Source organism: Streptomyces roseoviridis (genome assembly GCF_039535235.1).
Classification (GTDB): domain Bacteria; phylum Actinomycetota; class Actinomycetes; order Streptomycetales; family Streptomycetaceae; genus Streptomyces; species Streptomyces roseoviridis.
In genome coordinates, this window is sequence record NZ_BAAAWU010000001.1 from 4,523,427 (window position 1) to 4,544,756 (window position 21,330).

The 21,330-nt window shown below is 74.1% G+C and carries 15 protein-coding genes; 11 read left to right on the forward strand and 4 right to left on the reverse strand.

The features are described from left to right. The first annotated feature begins 310 nt into the window (after nt 1–310). A complete protein-coding gene (locus ABD954_RS20570) occupies nt 311–1,186 on the forward strand; it encodes an MmyB family transcriptional regulator (RefSeq protein WP_345487619.1) in 876 nt (291 codons plus the stop codon). Here ABD954_RS20570 and ABD954_RS20575 read toward each other — a convergent pair. Next, nucleotides 1,122–2,960 carry an MFS transporter gene (locus ABD954_RS20575; protein WP_382745530.1) on the reverse strand — a complete coding sequence of 613 codons (1,839 nt, stop codon included), beginning with the start codon at nt 2,958–2,960 and terminating at the stop codon, nt 1,122–1,124. The genes ABD954_RS20570 and ABD954_RS20575 overlap by 65 nt on opposite strands. A gap of 298 nt (nt 2,961–3,258) precedes the next feature. Between ABD954_RS20575 and ABD954_RS20580 the strand changes: the two genes are divergently transcribed. The 3 genes from ABD954_RS20580 (at nt 3,259) to mfd (ending at nt 10,413) form a co-directional block, all read left to right on the forward strand. Continuing rightward, a complete protein-coding gene (locus ABD954_RS20580; protein WP_345487620.1) occupies nt 3,259–4,047 on the forward strand; it encodes an ABC transporter ATP-binding protein in 789 nt (262 codons plus the stop codon). Beyond that, the gene (locus ABD954_RS20585; RefSeq protein ID WP_345487621.1) at nt 4,044–6,617 is read left to right on the forward strand and encodes an ABC transporter permease; all 2,574 of its coding nucleotides are present in this window, start codon (nt 4,044–4,046) and stop codon (nt 6,615–6,617) included. The genes ABD954_RS20580 and ABD954_RS20585 overlap by 4 nt, the downstream gene beginning before the upstream one ends. A 265-nt stretch (nt 6,618–6,882) precedes the next feature. Beyond that, nucleotides 6,883–10,413, forward strand: coding sequence for a transcription-repair coupling factor (gene mfd / locus ABD954_RS20590; RefSeq protein WP_345487622.1), 3,531 nt, complete (start codon nt 6,883–6,885; stop codon nt 10,411–10,413). Nucleotides 10,414–10,492: 79 nt separating this feature from the next. Here mfd and ABD954_RS20595 read toward each other — a convergent pair whose 3' ends face one another. After that, the gene (locus tag ABD954_RS20595; RefSeq protein ID WP_345487623.1) at nt 10,493–11,770 is read right to left on the reverse strand and encodes an SGNH/GDSL hydrolase family protein; all 1,278 of its coding nucleotides are present in this window, start codon (nt 11,768–11,770) and stop codon (nt 10,493–10,495) included. Further along, nucleotides 11,767–12,414 carry a TetR/AcrR family transcriptional regulator gene (locus ABD954_RS20600; RefSeq protein ID WP_345487624.1) on the reverse strand — a complete coding sequence of 216 codons (648 nt, stop codon included), beginning with the start codon at nt 12,412–12,414 and terminating at the stop codon, nt 11,767–11,769. Before ABD954_RS20600 ends, ABD954_RS20595 begins: the two co-directional genes overlap by 4 nt. A 98-nt stretch (nt 12,415–12,512) precedes the next feature. On the opposite strand from ABD954_RS20600, the gene ABD954_RS20605 reads away from it, so the two are divergent. The 3 genes from ABD954_RS20605 (at nt 12,513) to ABD954_RS20615 (ending at nt 15,001) form a co-directional block, all read left to right on the forward strand. After that, complete coding sequence (locus tag ABD954_RS20605) at nt 12,513–13,415, forward strand: SCO6745 family protein (protein ID WP_345492335.1); 903 nt, start codon at nt 12,513–12,515, stop codon at nt 13,413–13,415. Between the two features lie 105 nt (nt 13,416–13,520). Beyond that, complete coding sequence (locus ABD954_RS20610; protein WP_345487625.1) at nt 13,521–14,192, forward strand: HNH endonuclease family protein; 672 nt, start codon at nt 13,521–13,523, stop codon at nt 14,190–14,192. A gap of 59 nt (nt 14,193–14,251) precedes the next feature. After that, nucleotides 14,252–15,001: an N-acetyltransferase gene (locus ABD954_RS20615; RefSeq protein ID WP_345487626.1), complete on the forward strand. Its 750-nt coding sequence runs from the start codon at nt 14,252–14,254 to the stop codon at nt 14,999–15,001. 253 nt (nt 15,002–15,254) lie between these two features. Here ABD954_RS20615 and ABD954_RS20620 read toward each other — a convergent pair whose 3' ends face one another. Continuing rightward, nucleotides 15,255–16,013 (reverse strand): hypothetical protein, encoded by a 759-nt coding sequence (locus ABD954_RS20620; protein ID WP_345487628.1) that lies wholly within the window; start codon nt 16,011–16,013, stop codon nt 15,255–15,257. Nucleotides 16,014–16,274: 261 nt separating this feature from the next. Here ABD954_RS20620 and ABD954_RS20625 point away from each other — a divergent pair, with 261 nt between their 5' ends. The 4 genes from ABD954_RS20625 to ABD954_RS20640 all read left to right on the forward strand — a co-directional run bounded on the left by ABD954_RS20625 (nt 16,275) and on the right by ABD954_RS20640 (nt 21,200). Beyond that, nucleotides 16,275–18,392, forward strand: coding sequence for an N-6 DNA methylase (locus tag ABD954_RS20625; RefSeq protein ID WP_345487630.1), 2,118 nt, complete (start codon nt 16,275–16,277; stop codon nt 18,390–18,392). 83 nt (nt 18,393–18,475) lie between these two features. Next, nucleotides 18,476–19,096 (forward strand): hypothetical protein, encoded by a 621-nt coding sequence (locus ABD954_RS20630; RefSeq protein WP_345487632.1) that lies wholly within the window; start codon nt 18,476–18,478, stop codon nt 19,094–19,096. Beyond that, nucleotides 19,093–20,637: a serine/threonine-protein kinase gene (locus tag ABD954_RS20635; protein ID WP_345487634.1), complete on the forward strand. Its 1,545-nt coding sequence runs from the start codon at nt 19,093–19,095 to the stop codon at nt 20,635–20,637. The genes ABD954_RS20630 and ABD954_RS20635 overlap by 4 nt, the downstream gene beginning before the upstream one ends. A gap of 155 nt (nt 20,638–20,792) precedes the next feature. Continuing rightward, a complete protein-coding gene (locus ABD954_RS20640; RefSeq protein WP_345487636.1) occupies nt 20,793–21,200 on the forward strand; it encodes an LppU/SCO3897 family protein in 408 nt (135 codons plus the stop codon). The last annotated feature ends 130 nt before the right edge of the window (nt 21,201–21,330 follow it).

The following is a 21,330-nucleotide window of genomic DNA, read 5'->3' on the forward strand; positions in this document are numbered from 1 at the left end:
GGCGGTCCGGAGCTCCGGCTCACTGGGCTCCGGGCCGCCGAGGGGCGGGCCCACGGTGCGTACCCCCGTCCACACCGTGCCGCGGTGACCCCGGATCCGCCGGCGAGCGTGATCGTCACCGGCCGGCGCGTGGACGTCCGGGGACGCCCTGGTCGGGCCGGTCGGGGCGGGCACCGCGCGGGCGGGTGCGACAGCAGGAGTCTCGCGGCTCGGGGGCCGGCTTTCCACGGAAGGAAAGTGCAGACAATGAGACCGACCGACCGCGCCTACTTCTGCCGCCGCGAGCGGCGCCGACGACGGGGGACGACCGATGAGACTGTCAGCAGGTGAACGAGACGCCCTGAAAAGGCTCCTGAAGGAGCGCAGGGCCGCGATCGATCCGGTGGCCAAGGGGTTTCCCCCGCGGCGGCCCGGTCCGGGCCGGCGGGTCACCGGCCTCGGTCAGGAGCAGATGGACGAGCTGCTGATGCGGGCCAGGGGCACGTACAACCGCTTCGAGAACGGCCGGCTCGCGCACCCCGCGGGGGACTTCCTCGTCGCGGTCGCGGAGATCCTGGAGCTCAGCGAGCAGGAATGGGCCTTCCTGTGGCAGCTGACCCGCAGGGAGAACCCGTCCTGCACCCTGCACAGCAGCTCGGGGATGGACGTCCCCGGGATCTGGCAGCGGCTGCTGGACCGGGTCGGCGGGGCACTGGCGTACGTCAACGACGTCGAGTTCAACGTCATCGCGTACAACGAGGAGTTCCGGCTGTTCTTCCCCCGGGGAAAGGCCCCCGCGAACATCATGCGCGGCCTGTTCCTGGATCCGGAGGTGCGCGGTCGGGCCCTCGTCGACTGGGAGACCCGGTGGGCGCCGGCGGTCATGCCGCACCTCAGGCACGCGGTGCGGATGCGCAGGGGCAACCCCGCGCTCGCCCGCCTCGAACGCGAGGTGCTGGCCGACCCCGTGGCCGGGCCCCTCTACCGGGCGTGCGCCTCGGCCCCGCTGCCCCACGCCGACGGGTCCGAACTGCCGGTACGGCACGCCCTGTACGGCCCGGGCCGGCTCGCCACCTGCCTCGCCGAGCCGGTGGCCGCGCCCGGCGCCCGGATCAACCTCAGCCTCTTCCTCCCCGACGCCGTCACTTCTCCCGAGTGCCCGTCTCGCCGTCCTCCAGGACCGGAAAGCGACGGGGCGCGAGGGTGAGCAGGGCCAGGATGGCGAGGGCGGCGGCCGCCGCGGCGCCCAGGTGGACGTAGTCGACGGCCGCGTCGACGGCCCGGCGCAGATGATCGGCGGCCGGGCCGGAGAGCGCGCCCGGGGTCTCGAGCGCGCGGACCAGTCCGTCCAGGTCCGCACCGCCGCCGCTTTCCCTGCCGCTTCCCCCGCCGCTTCCGTCGCCTCCGCCGTCGCCGAGCCGCGCGGCCAGCACACCGTTGGCGACGGCACCGAACAGGGCCGCGCCGACGCTCTGGCCGACCTGGCGGACGAACAGGACGGAGGCGGTGGTGGTGCCCCGTTCCTCGTAGGGGACGGTCGACTGGACCCCGACGATCAGCGGCAGCTGGAAGAAGCCGAGCGCGCCGCCGAGCAGCAGCATCAGGAGCGCCGGCTGCCACGGCTCGCCGGGGAAGGGCAGCAGCGGGAAGGCGAGCAGGACCAGGAGCGCGAGGCCCATGCCGAGCAGGGCGGTCTGGCGGAAGCCGATGCGGGTGTAGACCCGGTTGGAGAGGGCGGCCGTGACCGGCCAGCTCAGGGTCATCGCGGAGAGCACGAAACCGGCGGCGACCGGGCCGAGGCCGAGCACGGCCTGCGCGTACGTGGGCAGGAAGACGGTCGGCGCGACCATGAGCAGGCCCAGCGCGCCCAGGGCCAGGTTGACGGCGGCGATGGTGCGGCGGCGCCAGACCCAGCCGGGGATGATCGGTTCCGCCGCCCGGCGTTCGATGAGGACGGTCAGCGCGGCCAGGGCGGCCGCGCCGCCGAACAGGCCGAGCGAGGGCGCCGACAGCCAGGGCCAGGCGACTCCGCCCTGGACGAGGGCGGTCAGCAGGAGGGTGCCGGTCGCGAAGATGGCGAGGGCGCCGGCCCAGTCGACGGAGACCCGCGGCCGGGCTCCGGACCGCGGTGTCCGCCTGGGCCACCGCCCGGACCGCCCGCCGGGCCGGGCCGCGCCCTGCTCCCGTACGACTCCGGTCACCTCGTCCCGTACGGCACCCGCTCCGCCGTCTCCGGGGTGCGCCCCGTCCCGTACGGCTCCGGTCATCCCGTCCCGTAGGGGTCCGGCGGCCCCCTCCTGTACGGCACCCGCCCCGTCCCGTACGGCACCCGCCCCGCCCCGTACGGCTCCCGCCTCGTCCCCCGCCCCCTCCGACGGGCGGCGGCCCGGCTCCACCAGGTGGCGGGCGATCAGCCACAGCGCCGCCGCGCCCACCGGCAGGTTGATCAGGAAGATCCAGCGCCAGTCCGCGTACCCGGCGAGCAGGCCGCCCGCCGCCGGGCCCGCCACGGCGGAGGTGGCCCAGACGGAGGAGAGCCGGGCCTGGATGCGGGGGCGTTCCTTCAGCGGGTAGAGGTCGGCGGCGAGGGTCTGGACCGTGCCCTGGAGGGCGCCGCCGCCCAGACCCTGGACCACGCGGAAGGCGATCAGCGAGCCCATGTTCCAGGCGCACGCGCACAGCAGCGAGCCGGCCAGGAAGAGCACGATGCCGGCGATCAGGACCGGTTTGCGGCCGAAGGTGTCGCTGAGCTTCCCGTACACCGGCAGCGTCACCGTCACGGCGAGCAGATAGCCGGAGAACAGCCAGGAGAAGACCGACAGGCCACCGAGATCGCCGACGATCTGCGGGACGGCCGTGGCGACGATCGTGCCGTCGAGCGCGGCGAGCGCCATCCCCAGCATCAGCGCGGCGACGACCGGCCCGCGCCGTGTGGCGCCCGCCTCCGGCGGTGCCGCCCTGCCCGTGGTCGCCTCGGCCATCCGGCCCCGCCCCTCTCTCCGACCCCGTCGGATGCTTCGTACATCTAAGTGTGCCCGGGGCAGCCTCTCACTCGGACCGGGGGAGGAGGAACCCCTAGGGGAGCCTCCCCCCTTCGACCCAGGGGTCGTTCGTCCCGGCGGAGGACGAGCCGGGACACCCGCTGTCCTTAGCTTGTTCTTACGGACAACCCCAGGGCGAAGAGTGCGCCGGGCCCCAGTGCCACGGCCCCCGCCCCCGGCCAGACTCGACCGCGGGCCTCGACCGCGCCCACCTCTAGGCATACATAGGAGACATACCGTGACTTCGGCTGTGAGCGTCCCCAAGCACGGGGATACGGGAGAGCGGACGGCCGTCGCCGCGCGGGCGCGGCAGGTCGTCAAGGCCTACGGCTCCGGGGAGACCCGGGTCGTCGCGCTCGACCACGTCGACGTGGACATCGCCCGGGGCCGGTTCACGGCCATCATGGGGCCCTCGGGCTCGGGCAAGTCCACCCTCATGCACTGCCTCGCCGGTCTCGACACCGTCAGCGGCGGTCAGATCTTCCTCGGTGACACCGAGATCACCGGTCTGAAGGACAAGAAGCTGACCCGGCTCCGTCGCGACCGCGTCGGCTTCATCTTCCAGGCGTTCAACCTGCTGCCCACCCTGAACGCCCTGGAGAACATCACGCTGCCCATGGACATCGCCGGCCGCAAGCCCGACCAGGAGTGGCTGCGCCGGGTCGTCGACACCGTCGGCCTCGGCGAGCGCCTCAAGCACCGGCCCAACCAGCTGTCCGGCGGCCAGCAGCAGCGCGTCGCCGTGGCCCGGGCCCTCGCCGCCCGGCCCGAGATCATCTTCGGTGACGAGCCGACCGGAAACCTCGACTCGCGCGCCGGCGCCGAAGTCCTCGGCTTCCTGCGGCAGTCCGTCGACGAGCTCGGCCAGACCATCGTCATGGTCACCCACGACCCCGTCGCCGCCTCCTACGCCGACCGCGTCCTCTACCTCGCCGACGGCCGGATCGTCGACGAGATGCAGGCGCCGACCGCCGAGCAGGTCCTCGACCGCATGAAGGACTTCGACGCCCGGGGGCGTACGTCATGACCGTCCTGAAGACCTCCCTGCGCAGCTTCCTCGCGCACAAGGGCCGCATGGCGCTGTCCGCCGTCGCCGTCCTGCTCTCCGTCGCCTTCGTCTGCGGCACCCTGGTGTTCAGCGACACCATGAACACCACCTTCGACAAGCTCTTCGCCACCACCGCGTCCGACGTCACCGTCAGCCCGAAGGACGCCGCCGCGAACGACGAGATACCGCAGAACGGCCGCCCGGCCGCCCTGCCCGCCTCCGTGGCCGACCAGGTCAGGAGCGTCGCGGGCGTCCGCGCCGTCCAGGGCGGCGTCGTGTCGATGTCCGTCACCGTCGTCGACTCGCGCGACGAGAACATCGGCCCGACCTCCGGCGCCCCGACCATCGCCGGGAACTGGTCGCCCAACGAGCTGCGGTCGGTGGAGATCGCCTCCGGCCACGAGCCGCGCGGCCCCACCGACGTCCTCGTCGACGAGGCCACCGCCGACAAGCACCACCTGAAGATCGGTGACGAGCTGCGCACCATCGCCGTCACCGGCGACTTCACCGCCCGGATCTCCGGCATCGCCGCCTTCAAGGTGACCAACCCCGGCGCCACCGTCGTCTGGTACGACACCGCCACCGCCCAGCGCGAACTGCTCGGCAAGGAAGGGCTGTTCACCCAGGTCAGCGTCGACGCCGCGCCCGGCGTCAGCGACGAGGAGCTGAAGGCGGACATCGCCGCGAAGCTCGGCTCCGGCTACAAGCTCCAGACCGCCGCCGAGGCCACCGACGCCGGCCGCGAGGACGTCGCCGGCTTCCTCGACGTCATGAAGTACGCCATGCTCGGCTTCGCCGGCATCGCCTTCCTCGTCGGCATCTTCCTCATCGTCAACACCTTCTCCATGCTGGTCGCCCAGCGCACCCGCGAGATCGGCCTCATGCGGGCCATCGGATCGAGCCGCAGCCAGGTCAACCGTTCCGTGCTCGTCGAGGCCCTGCTCCTCGGCGTCGTCGGCTCCCTCGCCGGCGTCGCGGCCGGCGTCGGCCTCGCCGTCGGCCTGATGGAGATCATGACGTCCATGGGCATGGAGCTGTCCACCCAGGACCTCACCGTCCGCTGGACCACCCCCGTCGTCGGCCTCGCCCTCGGCGTCGTCGTCACCGTCCTCGCCGCCTTCGTGCCCGCCCGCCGGGCCGGGAAGGTGTCCCCGATGGCCGCCCTGCGCGACGCCGGCACCCCCGCCGACGGCCGGGCCGGCAAGGTGCGCGCCGCCGTCGGCCTGCTCCTGACCGCCGCCGGCGCCGCCGCGCTGTGGACCGCCACGCAGGCCGAGGAGGCCGGTGCGGGCTCCCTCTGGCTCGGCCTCGGCGTCGTGCTGTCCCTCCTCGGCTTCGTCGTCATCGGCCCGCTCCTCGCGGGCGGGGTCGTCCGCGTCCTCGGCGCCGTCGTGCTGCGGGTCTTCGGCCCCGTCGGCCGCATGGCCGAACGCAACGCGCTGCGCAACCCGCGCCGTACCGGAGCCACCGGCGCCGCCCTGATGATCGGCCTCGCGCTCGTCGCCTGCCTGTCGGTCGTCGGCTCCTCCATGGTCGCCTCGGCCACCGAGGAACTCGACCGGTCCGTCGGCGCCGACTTCATCGTCCAGTCCGCCAACGGCCAGCCGATCGTGCCGCAGGCCCAGGCAGCCCTCGAAAAGGCCCCCGGCCTGGACCACGTCACCGAGTACAAGTGGGTCGAGGCCACCGTCACCGACCCGCGCGGCAAGGCGAAGAAGACCGGCCTGGTCGCCGCCGACCCCACGTACGCCGAGGACGTGCGCCGCGACACCACCGCCGGGAAGCTTGCCGACGCCTACGGGCCGGGCGCCATGTCCGTCGGCAGCGCCTACGCCGCCGAGCACGGCGTCGAGGTCGGCGACCGGCTCACCGTCGCCTTCCAGGGCGGCAGGCCCGCCGTGCTGCGGGTCGCCGCGATCACCTCCGACGACAACAACATCGACAAGGGCGTGATGTACACCAACATCACGACGGTCGCCCGCCATGTGCCCGACGACCGCATGCCCCGCAGCATGATCGTCTTCGGTACGGCGAAGGACGGCCAGGAGGCGGCCGCCTACCAGGCACTCAAGGACGCCCTCAAGCCCTACCCGCAGTACAAGGTCGCCGACCAGGCCGACTACAAGGAGACCCTGAAGGACCAGGTCGGCCAGCTGCTCAACATCGTGTACGGGCTGCTCGCCCTCGCGATCGTCGTCGCCGTGCTCGGGGTCGTGAACACCCTCGCCCTGTCGGTCGTCGAGCGCACCCGGGAGATCGGCCTCATGCGGGCCATCGGCCTCTCGCGCCGCCAGCTGCGCCGCATGATCCGCCTGGAGTCGGTGGTCATCGCCCTCTTCGGCGCCCTCCTCGGCCTCGGCCTGGGCATGGGCTGGGGCACCGCCGCCCAGCGGCTCCTGGCCCTGGAGGGCCTGGGTGTCCTGGAGATCCCCTGGCCGACGATCATCGGTGTCTTCGTCGGGTCGGCCTTCGTGGGCCTCTTCGCCGCCCTGATCCCGGCCTTCCGGGCGGGCCGGATGAACGTCCTCAACGCGATCGCGACGGACTGACGCGCGACGGACTGACACGACAGACTGACGCGCGACGTACCGACGCGACGGACTGACGCCCGACGGACCGCCCCGACGGACCTGCGCGACGGACCGCCCCGGCGGACCGAGGCGACGGGCCGGTGGCCCCCCGGGGCGCCCCGCACGAGCGGGGCGCCCCGGTCGCGTGCGGCGGCGGGTGTCGGCGGGGCGTCGTAGGGTGGAGACCCCGGCCCGTGAGACGTGTCGGGCGGTTCGCGTTGCCCACTGCCGGGATGGAACACCCATGAGCCTGCACGGTCTGCTTGACGTCGTCGTCGAAGACGCGGCCCTCGCCGAAGCGGTGGCGGCCGCCCGCGACGGCAACCGCACGCACGTCGACCTGGTCGGCCCGCCCGCCGCCCGCCCCTTCGCCGTCGCCGCGCTGGCCCGCGACGCCGGGCGCCCGGTGCTCGCGGTCACCGCCACCGGCCGCGAGGCCGAGGACCTGGCCGCCGCCCTGCGCTCCCTCCTCGACCCGGACACGGTCGCCGAGTACCCCTCCTGGGAGACCCTGCCGCACGAACGGCTCTCGCCCCGCTCCGACACCGTCGGCCGCCGCCTCGCCGTCCTGCGCCGCCTCGCCCACCCGCGCGACGACGACCCCGCCGCCGGCCCCGTCTCCGTGGTCGTCGCACCCATCCGCTCCGTCCTCCAGCCGCAGGTCAAGGGCCTCGGCGACCTGGAGCCCGTCGCGCTCAGGAGCGGCCAGACGGCGGACCTGGAGGAGGTCGTCGCGGGCCTCGCGGCCGCCGCGTACTCCCGCGTGGAGCTCGTGGAGAAGCGCGGCGAGTTCGCCGTCCGCGGCGGCATCCTGGACGTCTTCCCGCCCACCGAGGAACACCCGCTCCGCGTCGAGTTCTGGGGCGACGACGTCGAGGAGATCCGCTACTTCAAGGTCGCCGACCAGCGCTCCCTGGAAGTCGCCGAGCACGGCCTGTGGGCGCCGCCCTGCCGCGAACTGCTGCTCACCGACGACGTGCGGGCCCGCGCCCGGGCGCTGGCCGAGCGCCACCCCGAGCTCGGCGAACTCCTCGACAAGATCGCCGAGGGCATCGCCGTCGAGGGCATGGAGTCCCTCGCACCCGTCCTCGTCGACGAGATGGAACTGCTCCTCGACGTCCTGCCCCAGGGCTCCATGGCCGTCGTCTGCGACCCCGAGCGGGTCCGCACCCGGGCCGCCGACCTGGTGGCGACCTCCCAGGAGTTCCTCCAGGCGTCCTGGGCCGCCACCGCCGGCGGCGGCGAGGCCCCCATCGACGTCGGCGCCGCCTCCCTGTGGGGGATCGCGGACGTACGCGACCGGGCGCGCGAGCTCGGCATGATGTGGTGGACGGTGTCGCCGTTCGCGGCCGACGAGACCCTCGACGCCGACACCGTCAAGCTCGGCATGCACGCCCCCGAGTCGTACCGCGGCGACACCGCCCGCGCGCTCGCCGACACCAAGGGCTGGCTCGCCGACGGCTGGCGCACGGTGTACGTGACGGAGGCGCACGGCCCGGCCTCCCGCACGGTGGAGGTCCTCGGCGGCGAGGGCATCGCCGCCCGCCTCGACGCCGACCTGAGCGACATCTCGCCGTCCGTCGTCCACGTGGCCTGCGGCTCCATCGACCACGGCTTCGTCGACCCGGCCCTCAGGCTCGCCGTCCTCACCGAGACCGACCTGTCCGGGCAGAAGGCGGCCGGCAAGGACGGGCAGCGGATGCCCGCCAAGCGGCGCAAGACGATCGACCCGCTGACCCTGGAGGCCGGCGACTACATCGTCCACGAGCAGCACGGCGTCGGCCGCTACATCGAGATGGTCCAGCGGACCGTCCAGGGCGCCACCCGCGAGTACCTCCTCGTCGAGTACGCCCCCGCCAAGCGCGGCCAGCCCGGCGACCGCCTCTACATCCCGACCGACCAGCTGGAGCAGGTCACCAAGTACGTCGGCGGCGAGGCCCCGACCCTGCACCGGCTCGGCGGCGCCGACTGGACGAAGACCAAGGCGCGCGCGAAGAAGGCGGTCAAGGAGATCGCCGCCGACCTCATCAAGCTGTACTCGGCGCGGATGGCCGCCCCTGGGCACGCCTTCGGCCCCGACACCCCCTGGCAGCGGGAGCTGGAGGACGCCTTCCCGTACGCGGAGACGCCCGACCAGCTGTCCACCATCGCCGAGGTCAAGGAGGACATGGAGAAGACCGTCCCCATGGACCGCCTGATCTGCGGCGACGTCGGCTACGGCAAGACGGAGATCGCCGTGCGGGCCGCCTTCAAGGCCGTCCAGGACGGCAAGCAGGTCGCCGTCCTCGTCCCCACCACGCTGCTCGTGCAGCAGCACTTCGGCACCTTCTCCGAGCGCTACAGCCAGTTCCCGGTGAACGTCCGCGCCCTGTCCCGCTTCCAGACCGACACCGAGGCGAAGGCGACGCTGGAGGGCCTGAAGGACGGCTCCGTGGACGTCGTCATCGGCACCCACCGCCTGTTCTCCTCCGAGACCAGGTTCAAGGACCTGGGCCTGGTCATCGTCGACGAGGAGCAGCGCTTCGGCGTCGAGCACAAGGAGCAGCTGAAGAAGCTCCGCGCCAACGTGGACGTCCTGACGATGTCGGCGACCCCGATCCCGCGCACCCTGGAGATGGCGGTCACCGGCATCCGCGAGATGTCGACGATCACCACCCCGCCGGAGGAGCGGCACCCGGTGCTCACCTTCGTCGGCCCGTACGAGGAGAAGCAGATCGGCGCCGCCATCCGCCGCGAACTGCTGCGCGAGGGCCAGGTCTTCTACATCCACAACCGGGTCGAGTCCATCGACCGGGCCGCGGCCCGGCTGCGGGAGATCGTGCCCGAGGCGCGGATCGCCACCGCCCACGGCCAGATGTCGGAACAGGCCCTGGAGCAGGTCGTCGTCGACTTCTGGGAGAAGAAGTTCGACGTGCTGGTGTCGACGACGATCGTCGAGTCCGGCATCGACATCTCCAACGCCAACACCCTCATCGTCGAGCGCGGCGACAACTTCGGCCTGTCGCAGCTCCACCAGCTGCGCGGCCGGGTGGGCCGAGGACGCGAGCGGGGCTACGCGTACTTCCTCTACCCGCCGGAGAAGCCGCTGACGGAGACCGCGCACGAACGGCTCGCGACCATCGCCCAGCACACCGAGATGGGCGCGGGCATGTACGTGGCGATGAAGGACCTGGAGATCCGCGGCGCGGGCAATCTGCTCGGCGGCGAGCAGTCCGGTCACATCGCGGGCGTCGGCTTCGACCTGTACGTGCGCATGGTCGGCGAGGCCGTCGCCGACTACCGGGCCTCCCTGGAGGGCGGGGTGGAGGAGGAGCCGCCGCTGGAGGTCAAGATCGAGCTGCCGGTCGACGCGCACGTCCCGCACGACTACGCGCCGGGCGAGCGGCTGCGCCTCCAGGCCTACCGGGCCATCGCCTCGGCCAACACCGAGGAGGACATCAAGGCCGTACGGGAGGAGCTCACCGACCGCTACGGCAAGCTGCCGGAGCCCGTGGAGAACCTGCTCCTGGTGGCCGGGCTGCGCATGCTGGCGCGGGCCTGCGGCGTCGGAGAGATCGTCCTTCAGGGTCCCAACATCCGCTTCGCGCCGGTGGAGTTGCGCGAGTCGCAGGAGCTGCGCCTGAAGCGGCTCCACCCGCGCACGGTCATCAAGCCGGCCGTCCACCAGATCCTGGTGCCGCGGCCGACGACCGGGAAGATCGGCGGGAAGCCGGTGGTCGGGCGGGAACTGCTCGCGTGGACGGGCGAGTTCCTGGCGGAGATCCTCGGGTCGTGAGCCGGCGCCCGCTCCTCGCCCGGTCCGCCGGGCGAGGAGCGGGCGAGGAGCGGGCGAGGGCGGGCGAGGGGGGCGCGGGTCAGAGCGCGCCGGGGTCGACGGCCTCGGCCATCGCGCGGTAGCCGGCGTCGCCGGGGTGGAGGTGGTCGCCGGAGTCGTAGGCGGGCAGCAGGCGGTCGGGGTCGGCCGGATCCGCGAGGGCCCGGTCGAGGTCGACGACGGCGTCGTACGTGCCCGAGGTGCGCATCCAGGTGTTGAAGGCGTCCCGTTGGGCCTCGTTCTCCGGGGTGTCGTAGGCGGACCCCTTGAACGGGAGGAGCGTCGCGCCGACCGTCCTCAGGCCGCGGGCACGGGCCTGGCGGACGAGTGCGCGATGGCCGGCGATCAGCTCCTCGACGCCGACGTCGGCGTGGAGACGGCCGCCGATGTCGTTGACGCCTTCCAGGACGAGGACCGTGCCGATGCCGCGTTCGGCGAGGACGTCCGGCTGGAACCGGTCCAGGGCCTTCTCGCCCGTGGCGCCGCCGGGCCGGACGACCTTGTTGCCGCTGATGCCGTGGTTGAGGACGGCTCGGGGGCGGCCGAGGGCGGCGAGCCGTTCGGCGAGCAGGTCGGGGTAGCGGTGGTCGGCGTCGGTGCGGGAGCCGTGGCCGTCGGTGAGGGAGTCGCCGAAGGCGACCACGCCGTCGCGGCGGTGGGCGTCGGGGCCGCCGGTGACCTCGACGCCGGTCAGGTAGTACCAGGACGTGCCGGTCTCGGTGAACGCGCCGCCGGACACGTCGTCGCGGTGGTCGCCCGCCGCCCGGTAGCCGGTGGCGGCGGCGTCCTGGTGGACGGTGGCGGGGCCGGTCGGACCGGCCGGGCGGAGCGTCACGGTCAGCGACTCGAAGGGCCGCACGGTCATCGGCAGCCCGTCGCTGAGCAGGGTGCCGCCGGGCGGGATCGTCGCCGCCGGGCGGCTGCGGAAGGTGAGGGCACGGACCGAGCCCGGCCGCACGGCGCCGCCCTGCGCGGGGCGGGCCACCGTGGCCCCGGCGATTCGCAGCGGCGTGGTGCCGTACCGGTTGGACAGCTCGATCCGCACCCCGGTGCCGCCCGCGGTGAGCCGGACGGCCTGGCGCAGGGTGTGGTCGGCGAAGCCCCGTACGGACCAGTTGCCGGCGGACGGCGGCTGCGGCGACGCGGCCCAGGCGCCGCGCCAGGGCCCGTCGTCGCTACGGGCCGGGGCCGGGCCGCCGGTGCAGGAGGCGCAGGCGGTGACCAGGGCGGCGGCGAGGAGGGCGGTGGCCGCCCGTCGCAGCGCGCGACGGGCGGCGGGAGCGACGGCGGAGGCGGGGCCGGGGGCCGGGGCGGTCATGCGGGGCCCGTCCGGAACATCAGGTCGGCGAGCGAGCGGAAGTAGTCGCCGGGGTCGTGGTCGCCGACCGCTCCGGCCACGTTGTGGGTGAGCAGCAGGGTCGCGAAGCCGTGGGCGAGGGACCAGGCGGCGATGCCCGCGGTGCGCGGGTCCGGGGCGGTGCGCGGGTCCGGGGCGGGGCCGGTGGCGGTGGCGGGACCGGTGACGGTGGCGGGGCCGGTGGCGGTGGCGGGGCCGTCGGCGTCGGTGAGGCTCGTGATGCCGGCGCGGAGTTCGGCGGAGGCCCGCTCCTTGGCGGCGAGCAGCCCGGGGTCGTCGGCGCGGTACAGGCCGGGCTGGAACATCACCTGGAAGTGCGCCGGGTGGGCGAGGGCGAACCGTACGTACCGCACTCCTCGTTCCCGCAGGTCAGGGGCGTCGGCGAGGGCGTCGGCGAGCAGGTCGTAGCCCTGTGCGGCGATCGCGGTGAGCAGGCCGGTGCGGTCCTTGAAGTGGTGGGCGGGGGCGGCGTGCGAGACGCCCGCGCGGCGCGCGAGGTCGCGCAGGCTGAGCGCGCCCGGCCCGTCGGTGGCGATGACGTCGAGGGCGGCGGTGAGGACGGACTGCCGCAGGTCGCCGTGGTGATAGGTGCGCCGACTGGTCATGGCGGCAGCCTACGCCGGATCTAGTCATTGACAAGTTGAGCCCGCGGAGGCAATCTAGCCAGTGACAAGATGAGGGTGTGAGGGAGGACGTGGACGTGATGACCGCGGAGAACGCGTACGGCTCCGGTGCCGACAGCGTCGAGCCGGGCCAGGTGCGCCGGCTGTGGCACCTGCTCGAACCCCTGCACGCGCTGCACTACTACGCCCCCGAGGCGTTCGAGGAGGCCGCCGCCCTGGGCTACGACGTCGAGGAACGCTGGCCCTCCTACTTCGCCTGGCGCGCCGCCGCCCTCGGGCCCGTCGGCGCCGAACGGGTGGCCTCGGCCTTCTACTCCTTCAGCCCGGACAAGGTCGCCCGCCACGTCCCCGCCGTCTGGCGGACCGCCGCCCCCGCCGACGTCCTCGCCGCCCGGCTCCGCGCCGTCGACCGGACCTACCGGGTGCACCTCGGCGCCGACGTCCTCGAGGGCCCCGCCCTCGCCGAGGCCGCCGTCCTCGCCCGCCGCGCCGCCGAGGCGGCCGGGACCGCCGGCCGCCCCCTGGCCGCCGCCCACGCCGAACTCCCCTGGTCCGACGTCCCCCACCTCGCCCTGTGGCAGGCCGCCACGCTCCTGCGCGAACACCGCGGCGACGGCCACCTCGCCGCCCTGATGGCGGCCGGGCTCGACCCCGTCGAGTCCCTCGTCTCCTTCGCCGCGGTCGGCGCCGCCGCCGAGGAGACCTTCGCCGGCCGCGGCTGGAGCGGGGAGCAGTGGAGCGCCGCCCGCGACCGGCTCGCCGCCCGCGGCCTGGTCCACCCCGACGGCACCGCCACCGACGCCGGACGCGCCCTGCGCGCCGAGGTCGAACGCCGCACGGACGCACTCGCCGCCGGTCCGTGGGCCGCGCTGGGGCCGGAGGCGACCGGGCGGCTGGCGGAGCTGCTGGGCGGGCCGTGGCTGGCGGCCGTCGGATCCGGACTCCTGCCGTCGGAGAACACGCTGGGTATCGGCAGGATCTGACGGCGGATCCGGTGTCCGCCTCCCGTATCCCGCCTCCCGTTCCCGTGTTCCCGCCCGCCCCGCCCGACAGCAGCGCCCCGGCGGCCACCGGCCTAGGATCGAGGGGTGCCGACGCATCAGAAGCCCCTCACCGCCACGGCCTTCGCCGTCCTCGCCCTGCTCGCCGGTGCCGCCTGCTCGCCCGGTGACGACGCACCCTCCGCCAAGGGCGGCGCCGGAACCGCCCTCGCCGCCGTCGACACGCTGACGGTCAAGGGCAGGGCGCCGAAGACCGGTTACGACCGGGAGAAGTTCGGGCGGGCGTGGACGGACGTCGACCGCAACGGCTGCGGCACCCGGGACGACGTACTCCGGCGCGATCTGACCGGCGTCCGTTACAAGGACGGCGGTCACTGCAAGGTGGCCACCGGCACCCTGACCGCCGACCCGTACACCGGCGGGTCCGTCGACTACGTCCGCGGCCGCAGCAAGGTGGACATCGACCACGTCGTCGCGCTGTCCGACGCCTGGCAGAAGGGCGCGCAGAAGTGGGACGCCGGCACCCGGCTGCGGTTCGCCAACGACCCGCTCAACCTGCTCGCCGTGGACGCGACGGCCAACCGCCGCAAGTCCGACGGTGACGCCGCGACCTGGCTGCCGCCGAACCGGGCCTACCGCTGCCCGTACGTGGCCCGGCAGGTCGCCGTGAAGAAGAAGTACGGGGTCTGGGTGACCGCGGCCGAGCGGGACGCGATGAAGCGGGTGCTCGGGAGCTGCCCGGGCCAGCGGCTGCCGTAGCCGCACGCCGGTGAAAAATCGTTTCGCCCGCCTCGTGGTCCGCGACTAGCCTCCCGCCCATGGACCTGCACATCACGACTCTCGCCGAACGCCCCCACCTCCAGGGGCCCCTGTGGGACATGAAGCACCTCTGGCCGGAGTTCATGATGTACGACCCGGTCGGCTGGTCCCACATGGGCAGGATCGTGACCGACTTCCCCGAGTACGTCCTCGTCGCCACCGACGGGGTCGACGGGCCGTTCGTGGCGCGGGGGTTCAGCGTCCCCTTCGAGCTGGGGGCGAAGGGGCGCGGCGAACTGCCCGACACCGGCTGGGACCAGGTCCTGCTCTGGGCGTTCTCCGACCTGCGGCACGGCCGCACGCCGGACACCGTCAGCGCGATCGAGATCACCGTGGACACGAGCGCGCTCGGGCAGGGCGTCTCGCACCGCATGCTGGCGGCCATGCGCGACAACGCCCGCCGGCTCGGCTTCTCCGACGTCGTCGCCCCGGTGCGGCCCAACGGCAAGCACCTGGAGGCAGCGTCCGCCATCCACGAGTACGCCTTCCGCACGCGGGAGTCGGACGGCCTGCCGCACGACCCGTGGCTGCGCGTCCACGTTCGCGCGGGCGGCACCGTGGAGAAGGTCGCCCCGGCGTCGATGACGATCGGCGGCTCCGTGGAGCAGTGGCGCCGCTGGACGGGCCTGCCCTTCGACGCCGACGGCCCGGTCGACGTCGAGGGCGCCCTGGTGCCGGTGCACTGCGAGGCGTCGCGGGGCTACGCGGTCTACGTCGAACCGAACGTCTGGGTGCGCCACCGCCTGTGAACCACCGCATCCACGCGCAGTGGCTGTGAACCACCGCATCCACGGGCAGCGGCTGGGAACGGCCGCACCCGCTTCACAGCGGCTGCGAACCGCCGAACCCACTTCACAGCGGGTGTGAACCGTCGCACCCGCTGCACCTGTCGAAGCACGTCCGGCCGTGCCGGCGGCCGGACGTGCGAAAGGCGTGAAGGCCACCCCCCTCCGGAGGCCTTCACGCCTTTCACGTCTCACGCGGTCCCGAAGGGCCGGACCGTCAGCCGAGGCTCTTCTCGTCCACGATGTCCTTCTTCTGCGGCGTCTGCGCCACCACCGGCTTGTCGTAGTCCGAGAACGTGATCGTGCCCGGCTCCTCGCCGCCGGTCGTCACGACCTTCAGCAGGTGCGGCTTGCCCTCCGTGGCCACGTAGAAGGTGGTCTTCTCGTCCTTGAGGGTCTGCGTCAGCGTCAGCGCCTTGCGTCCGCCGACCGTGGTCTCCTCGCCGCGGACCGTGCCGGCGGTGGTCTGCTCGAAGTCGGCGAGGAGCGCCTTGAGGTCGCAGAGTTCGAGCATGTCCTTGGCGTCCGGGTCCTCGGCGTCGGTCTTCACCCAGCGGTCCTTGAGCTCCTTGAGCAGGGCCTGCTGGACCTCCTCCGGCTCTCCCTTGGCCTGCTCCTTCAGGAAGGCCTCGTCGAAGCGGAGGTAGACGGCCTTGTCGGCGGGCCGGAGCAGTTCGGCCGTGCCCGTCGTGTCGACGGTCATGGTTCCGGCGCACTTCCCCTGGAGGTCGGTCGACACGTACGCCTTCAGCGGGCCCTCGGTGGTCTTGAGGGAGATGTCCATGGTCAGTGACGTGGCGGTCTTCGTCTCCGCCACCGCCTTGTCGACGATCCGGGGCCCGGTCAGGTCGCCGAAGGGCCCGGTGGCCTTCGGGTCGTCGCCGGAGAAGGGGCCGCAGGCGGTCGCGCCGAGCGCGACGACGGCGCAGAGGGCGGCGGCGAGGGCGGTGCGGCGGGGGCGGACGATGGCAGGCATGACGGATCTCCGAGGGGGATGAGGGTGGTACGGGCAAGCAGGGGAGCGGCAGGGAACGGCAGGGAACGGCAGGGAACGGCTGAGGCCGGCCGAGCTTCGCCCCCATGACGGCGGCTGGCGCGACGGATCAATAACAGCAGAGCCTGTGAACCGAGTCAACACGGTTCACAGGGAACGGTCCGGCTCACACTGTGAAGTGGTGTCAACGGCGTCAGCAGTAAGATCGGCGTCACATGTCAGGCGGGACGAGGGGAGCGGCACGTGCCGGAGAGCGCAGCTGAGGTGACCGCCGCGGGCATCGCCCGCCTCGCGGGGGTCGGCAGGGCCGCCGTGAGCAACTGGCGCCGCCGCCACGCCGACTTCCCCAAACCCGTCGGCGGCACCGAGACCAGTCCGTCCTTCGCCCTCGCCGACGTCGAGGCGTGGCTGCGCGCCCAGGGCAAACTGGCCGAGGTCCCGCTCGCCGAACGCGTCTGGCAGCAGATCGCCGGACACCCCGCGGGTGCCGTCACCGCCCTCGTCCACGCGGGCTGCGCCCTCCTCCTCGTACGCGACCGGGCCGCGGCCTGGCCCACGCTGGCCGCCGCGCCCGACGCGCGCCTCGCGGAGCTGCTTCCGGTGCCCCTGGAGGAGACGCTGACCGAGCGCTTCGGCGCCGAGCGAAGCGTCCACACCCCCACGGCCCGCGCCCTCGCCCCGTCCGTCCCGCTCCTGCGCGGCGTGGCCGACATGGCGGCCGGCGCCACCCCGCGCGAGGTCTTCGACTTCCTCCTCGGCCGCCACCTGGACGCCAACCCCCGCCAGTACACGCTCACCCCGCCCGGCCCCGCCGCCCTCATGGCGGCGCTCGCCGGCCCGGCGGCCACGGTCCTCGACCCCGCCTGCGGCACCGGAGCCCTGCTCACCGCCACCGCCGCGGCGCCCGCCCCCGGCGGCACCGCCCCGGCCCCCACCGCCCTCTACGGCCAGGACGCCGACCCCGACCTGGCCGCGCTGACCGCCCTGCGCCTCGCGCTCTCCACCGACACCGCCGTCGACGTCCGGGTCCTGTCCGGCGACACCCTGCGGGCGGACGCCTTCCCGGCCCTCGGCGCCGACGCCGTGCTGTGCCACCCGCCGTTCAACGAGCGCAACTGGGGACACGACGAACTGGCCTACGACTCCCGCTGGGAGTACGGCTTCCCGGCCCGTACCGAGTCCGAGCTGGCCTGGGTCCAGCACGCTTTGGCCCGGCTGCGCCCCGGCGGCACCGCCGTGATCCTCATGCCGCCCGCCGCCGCCTCCCGCCGCTCGGGCCGCCGCATCCGGGCCGACCTGCTGCGCCGCGGCGCCCTGCGGGCCGTCGTCGCCCTGCCCGCCGGCGCCGCGCCCCCGTACGGCATCCCGCTCCACCTCTGGGTGCTGCGCAGGCCCGTCCCCGGCGAACGCCCCGCCGCCGAACTGCTCTTCGTCGACACCGCGCACGAGACCGCCGCCGGCACGGCGACGGGCACGGCCACCGGTGGCCGCGACCGCCTGGACTGGACGTCCGTCGAGAGCGCCGTCCTGGCCGCCTGGCGGTCCTTCGACCGGACCGGCACCCTCACCGCGACACCCGGCGGGAGCCGCGCCGTCCCGGTCATCGAACTCCTCGACGACGACGTCGACCTGGCCCCCGCCCGCCACCTCCCGCCGCCCGCCGCCGCCGAAGGAGCGGCACAGCTCACCGGCGTCCGCGAACGGCTCACCGAGACCCTGCGCCGCACCCGCGAGCTGACCCCGCCGCCCGCCGCGGACAGCGGTTCCGGAGCCCTGCGCTGGCCCGCCACCACTGTCGGCGAACTCGCCCGCGCGGGCGCCCTCACGCTGCGCGCCGGCGGCACCGGCGCCACCCCGGCCGGCGTCGCGGTCCCCGTCCCCGTCCTCACCGACACCGACGTCCTCGCCGGCCACGCCCCCTCCGGCGCGCTTCCCGAGGCCCCGGCCGGGGGCCCCGCCGAGGAACCCGTGCTGCTCGCCGCCGGCGACGTGGTCGTCCCCGTCCTGGGCGGCGGCTCGGTCGCCCGGGTCGTCGACGACGCCACGGCCGGCGCCGCCCTCGGCCGCAACGTCCACCTCCTGCGCCCCGACCCCGCGGCCCTCGACCCCTGGTTCCTGGCCGGCTTCCTGCGCGCCACCGCCAACAACCGCCAGGCCAGTTCGTACGCCTCCACCGCCACCCGGCTCGACGTCCGCCGCCTCCAGCTGCCCCGCCTGCCGCTCGGCGAGCAGCGGCGCTACGGGGAGCGGTTCCGGGCGCTCGCGGAGTTCGAGGAGGCGCTGCGGCTCGCGGGACGGCTCGGCGAGCAGCTGGTGCAGGGCATGTACGACGGCCTCGCGGACGGCTCGGTCGCGCCCTGAACGCGGAACCCCGCGACCGATGTCGGGGCCGGTGTATACGCTCGTCCCCGACAGCAGAGCCCTCCAGGTGACCAGGAGCAGCCATGTACGGCCACGGCTACCCGCAGCCCGTGCCACCGCAGCGCGGTGTTCCGGCCTCCGTCATCGTGCTGCGGGTGCTCTTCGCGGTGCTGCCGCTCCTCAGCCTCGGCATGCTCACGTGGGTGACGGCGCTGCGCATCGGCCTGCTGACCCGAAGGGCCAGGGACTGGGTCCTGCTCGCGGTGTCGGTGGCCGTCGTCATCGCGGCCTTCGTGCTCATACCGGAGGACGAGAACGACACCTCCCTCCAGGGAGACCTGGTCGTGGGAATGGTGCTGCTCAACGCGGTGGCGTTCACCGCGTACTTCCTGGTGGCGGACATCCGCCACGCCCGCGCCCGGTCGGCCGCAGCGCCGGGCCAGGTCCCTCCGCCGTACCACCCGTACGCGGCGACGGTGCCGCAGCAGCACGGCTACGGCTACCCGCCCGTCACCCCCGCCCCGGCCCAGCCGGTGCCCCCCGCCCACTCCGCCCCGGCCGTGCCCCTCGTGCCGCCCGCGACGCCCGCCGCGGCCCCGCCCCCGGGACCGCCGGCGGCCGGCGGACCCGGCCCCCGCATCGACGAGGTCCGGGCCGAGCTCGACGAGCTGAGCCGGCTGCTCCGTAAGGACGAGGGGAAGTGAACGGCCGGGTCGTCGGAGGGCGTTACGAGCTGTCCGCCCTGATCGGCCAGGGCGGCATGGGCCAGGTCTGGACGGCGTACGACGGCCGGCTCGACCGGCGGGTCGCGGTCAAGCTGCTCAGCCCGGCCGCCATCAGCGGCCCCGCCACGGCCGCCGACGAGCTGCGGCGCCGCTTCGTGCGGGAGTGCCGGGTCACCGCACAGGTCGGCCACCCCGGCCTCGTCACCGTCCACGACGCGGGCAGCGACGGCGACGACCTGTACCTGGTCATGCAGCACGTGGAAGGCGCCGACCTCGCCGACCACCTCGCCGAGCACGACCCCTACCCCTGGCCCTGGGCGGTGTCCGTCGCGGCCCAGCTGTGCGCGGTGCTCGCCGCCGTGCACGCGGTGCCGATCGTTCACCGGGACCTCAAGCCGCGGAACGTGATGGTCCGCCCCGACGGCACGGTGATCGTGCTCGACCTCGGGGTCGCGTCCGTCCTCGACACCGACAACACCCGCCTCACCCACACCGGCTCGCCCATCGGCAGCCCCGCCTACATGGCGCCCGAGCAGGCCATGGGCGGCGCCGTCGGCCCGTACACGGACCTGTACGCGCTCGGGGTGCTGCTCCACGAACTCCTCAGCGGCAACGTGCCGTTCGCCGGCTCCACCGCGCTCGGCGTGCTGCACCGCCACCTGTACGAGCCGCCCGTCCCGGTGCGCCGGCTGCGCCCCGAGGTGCCCGAGGCCCTGGAAGCGCTCGTGCTGCGCCTGCTCGCCAAGGACCCGCAGGCCCGCCCCTCCGGCGCGCAGGAGGTGTACGAGCAGCTGCTGCCGCTCCTGCCGCCGCGCGGCGCGGCCGGGTCGTCGGGCCCGCTCGATCCGACCCGCCCCTTCCGGCGCCCGCACGCCCCCTGGCCCGACCACGCGGTGCAGGCCGCTGCGCCCCCGGTCCCGGCCGTGGCGCCGGCTCCGGCGAAGCCCGACGTGGCGGCGGCCGTGGACGAGGTGAAGCGGCTGCTCGGCGAGGGCTCCCTCACCCAGGCCGTGGACATCCTCGGCGGCATCCTCCCGGCCGCCGCCGCCGAGCACGGCGAGCACTCGCCGGTCGTCCGCATCCTGCGCAAGCAGTACGCGGCGACGCTCATGGACGACGGCCAGTACCGCCGGGCGCTCCCGGAGCTGCGCCGCCTCGCCGAGGACCACGCGGCGGAGGCCGGCCCGGCCGACCCGCAGACCCTCCGCTTCCGTTACGACGCGGCCGTGTGCCTGGAACAGCTCGGCGACCCGTCGGCCGCGCTCGCCGAGTACCGCGCGCTCCTGCCGTACCACGAGCACGGCGCGCAGACGGATCCCGCGCAGCGGTCCCGCGCCTTCGACATCCGGCACCGGATCGGTCTGCTGCAACTCGCGATCGGAGACCACGCGGCGGCCCTCTCCGGCCTCGGCGCCCTCCTGTACGACGTGGAGCGCTTCCACGGGCCGTACCACCCGCTGGCCGCCGATCTGCGCCGGGCGCTCGACCGCCGACGGCAGATGGGCGGCGCGCACGGCTGAGGGCCGTGACCCAGGGAGCCGGGGCGGAGCTGACGGACCGGCAGAATCACGACTCCGCATCTGATCCGGAAACGGACGGTAGAGGTCCGAATTGGTCGTTTCGCGCTGTGTAATGTGCGCGTTCGATCATGTCCACGTCGCCCAAGGATCCCTCCATGACCACGCCCCAGCCGTCCGACCCGTTCGCCGCTCCCGCCCCGGGCACCCCCGAGCAGGCTCCCGCCCCGGAGAAGAAGAAGGGCGGCGTGCTGAAGGCGGTCGGTGGCATTGTCGTGGCCATCGCGGTCATCCTCTTCTGGCGCATCGGCCTGCCGGAGCTCACGGGCACCGCCCCCGTCCACGCCGAGGTCGGCGAGTGCGTGACCGTGACCGGCCCCGACGACAAGCCGAAGGTCGACACCCAGGACTGCTCCTCGGGCAAGGCCGACCTGTTCAAGGTCGCCCAGGTGCACGAGGGCACCTACGACCTCCAGAAGTGCGACCGCAACAAGTACGCGGCGCTCGCGCAGCAGCTGGACTACGACCAGTTCGTGCTCTGCCTCGAAGAGGTCGCGGCGAAGTAGGCGACAGCCGTACGCGGAGGAGGGGCCGGCCCGGGCGGGCCGGCCCCTCCCGCATGTCCGGCCCCTCCCGCATGTCCGGCCCCTCCCGCATGTCCGGCCCCTCCGGCATGCCCTGGCCCCTTCCGCATGT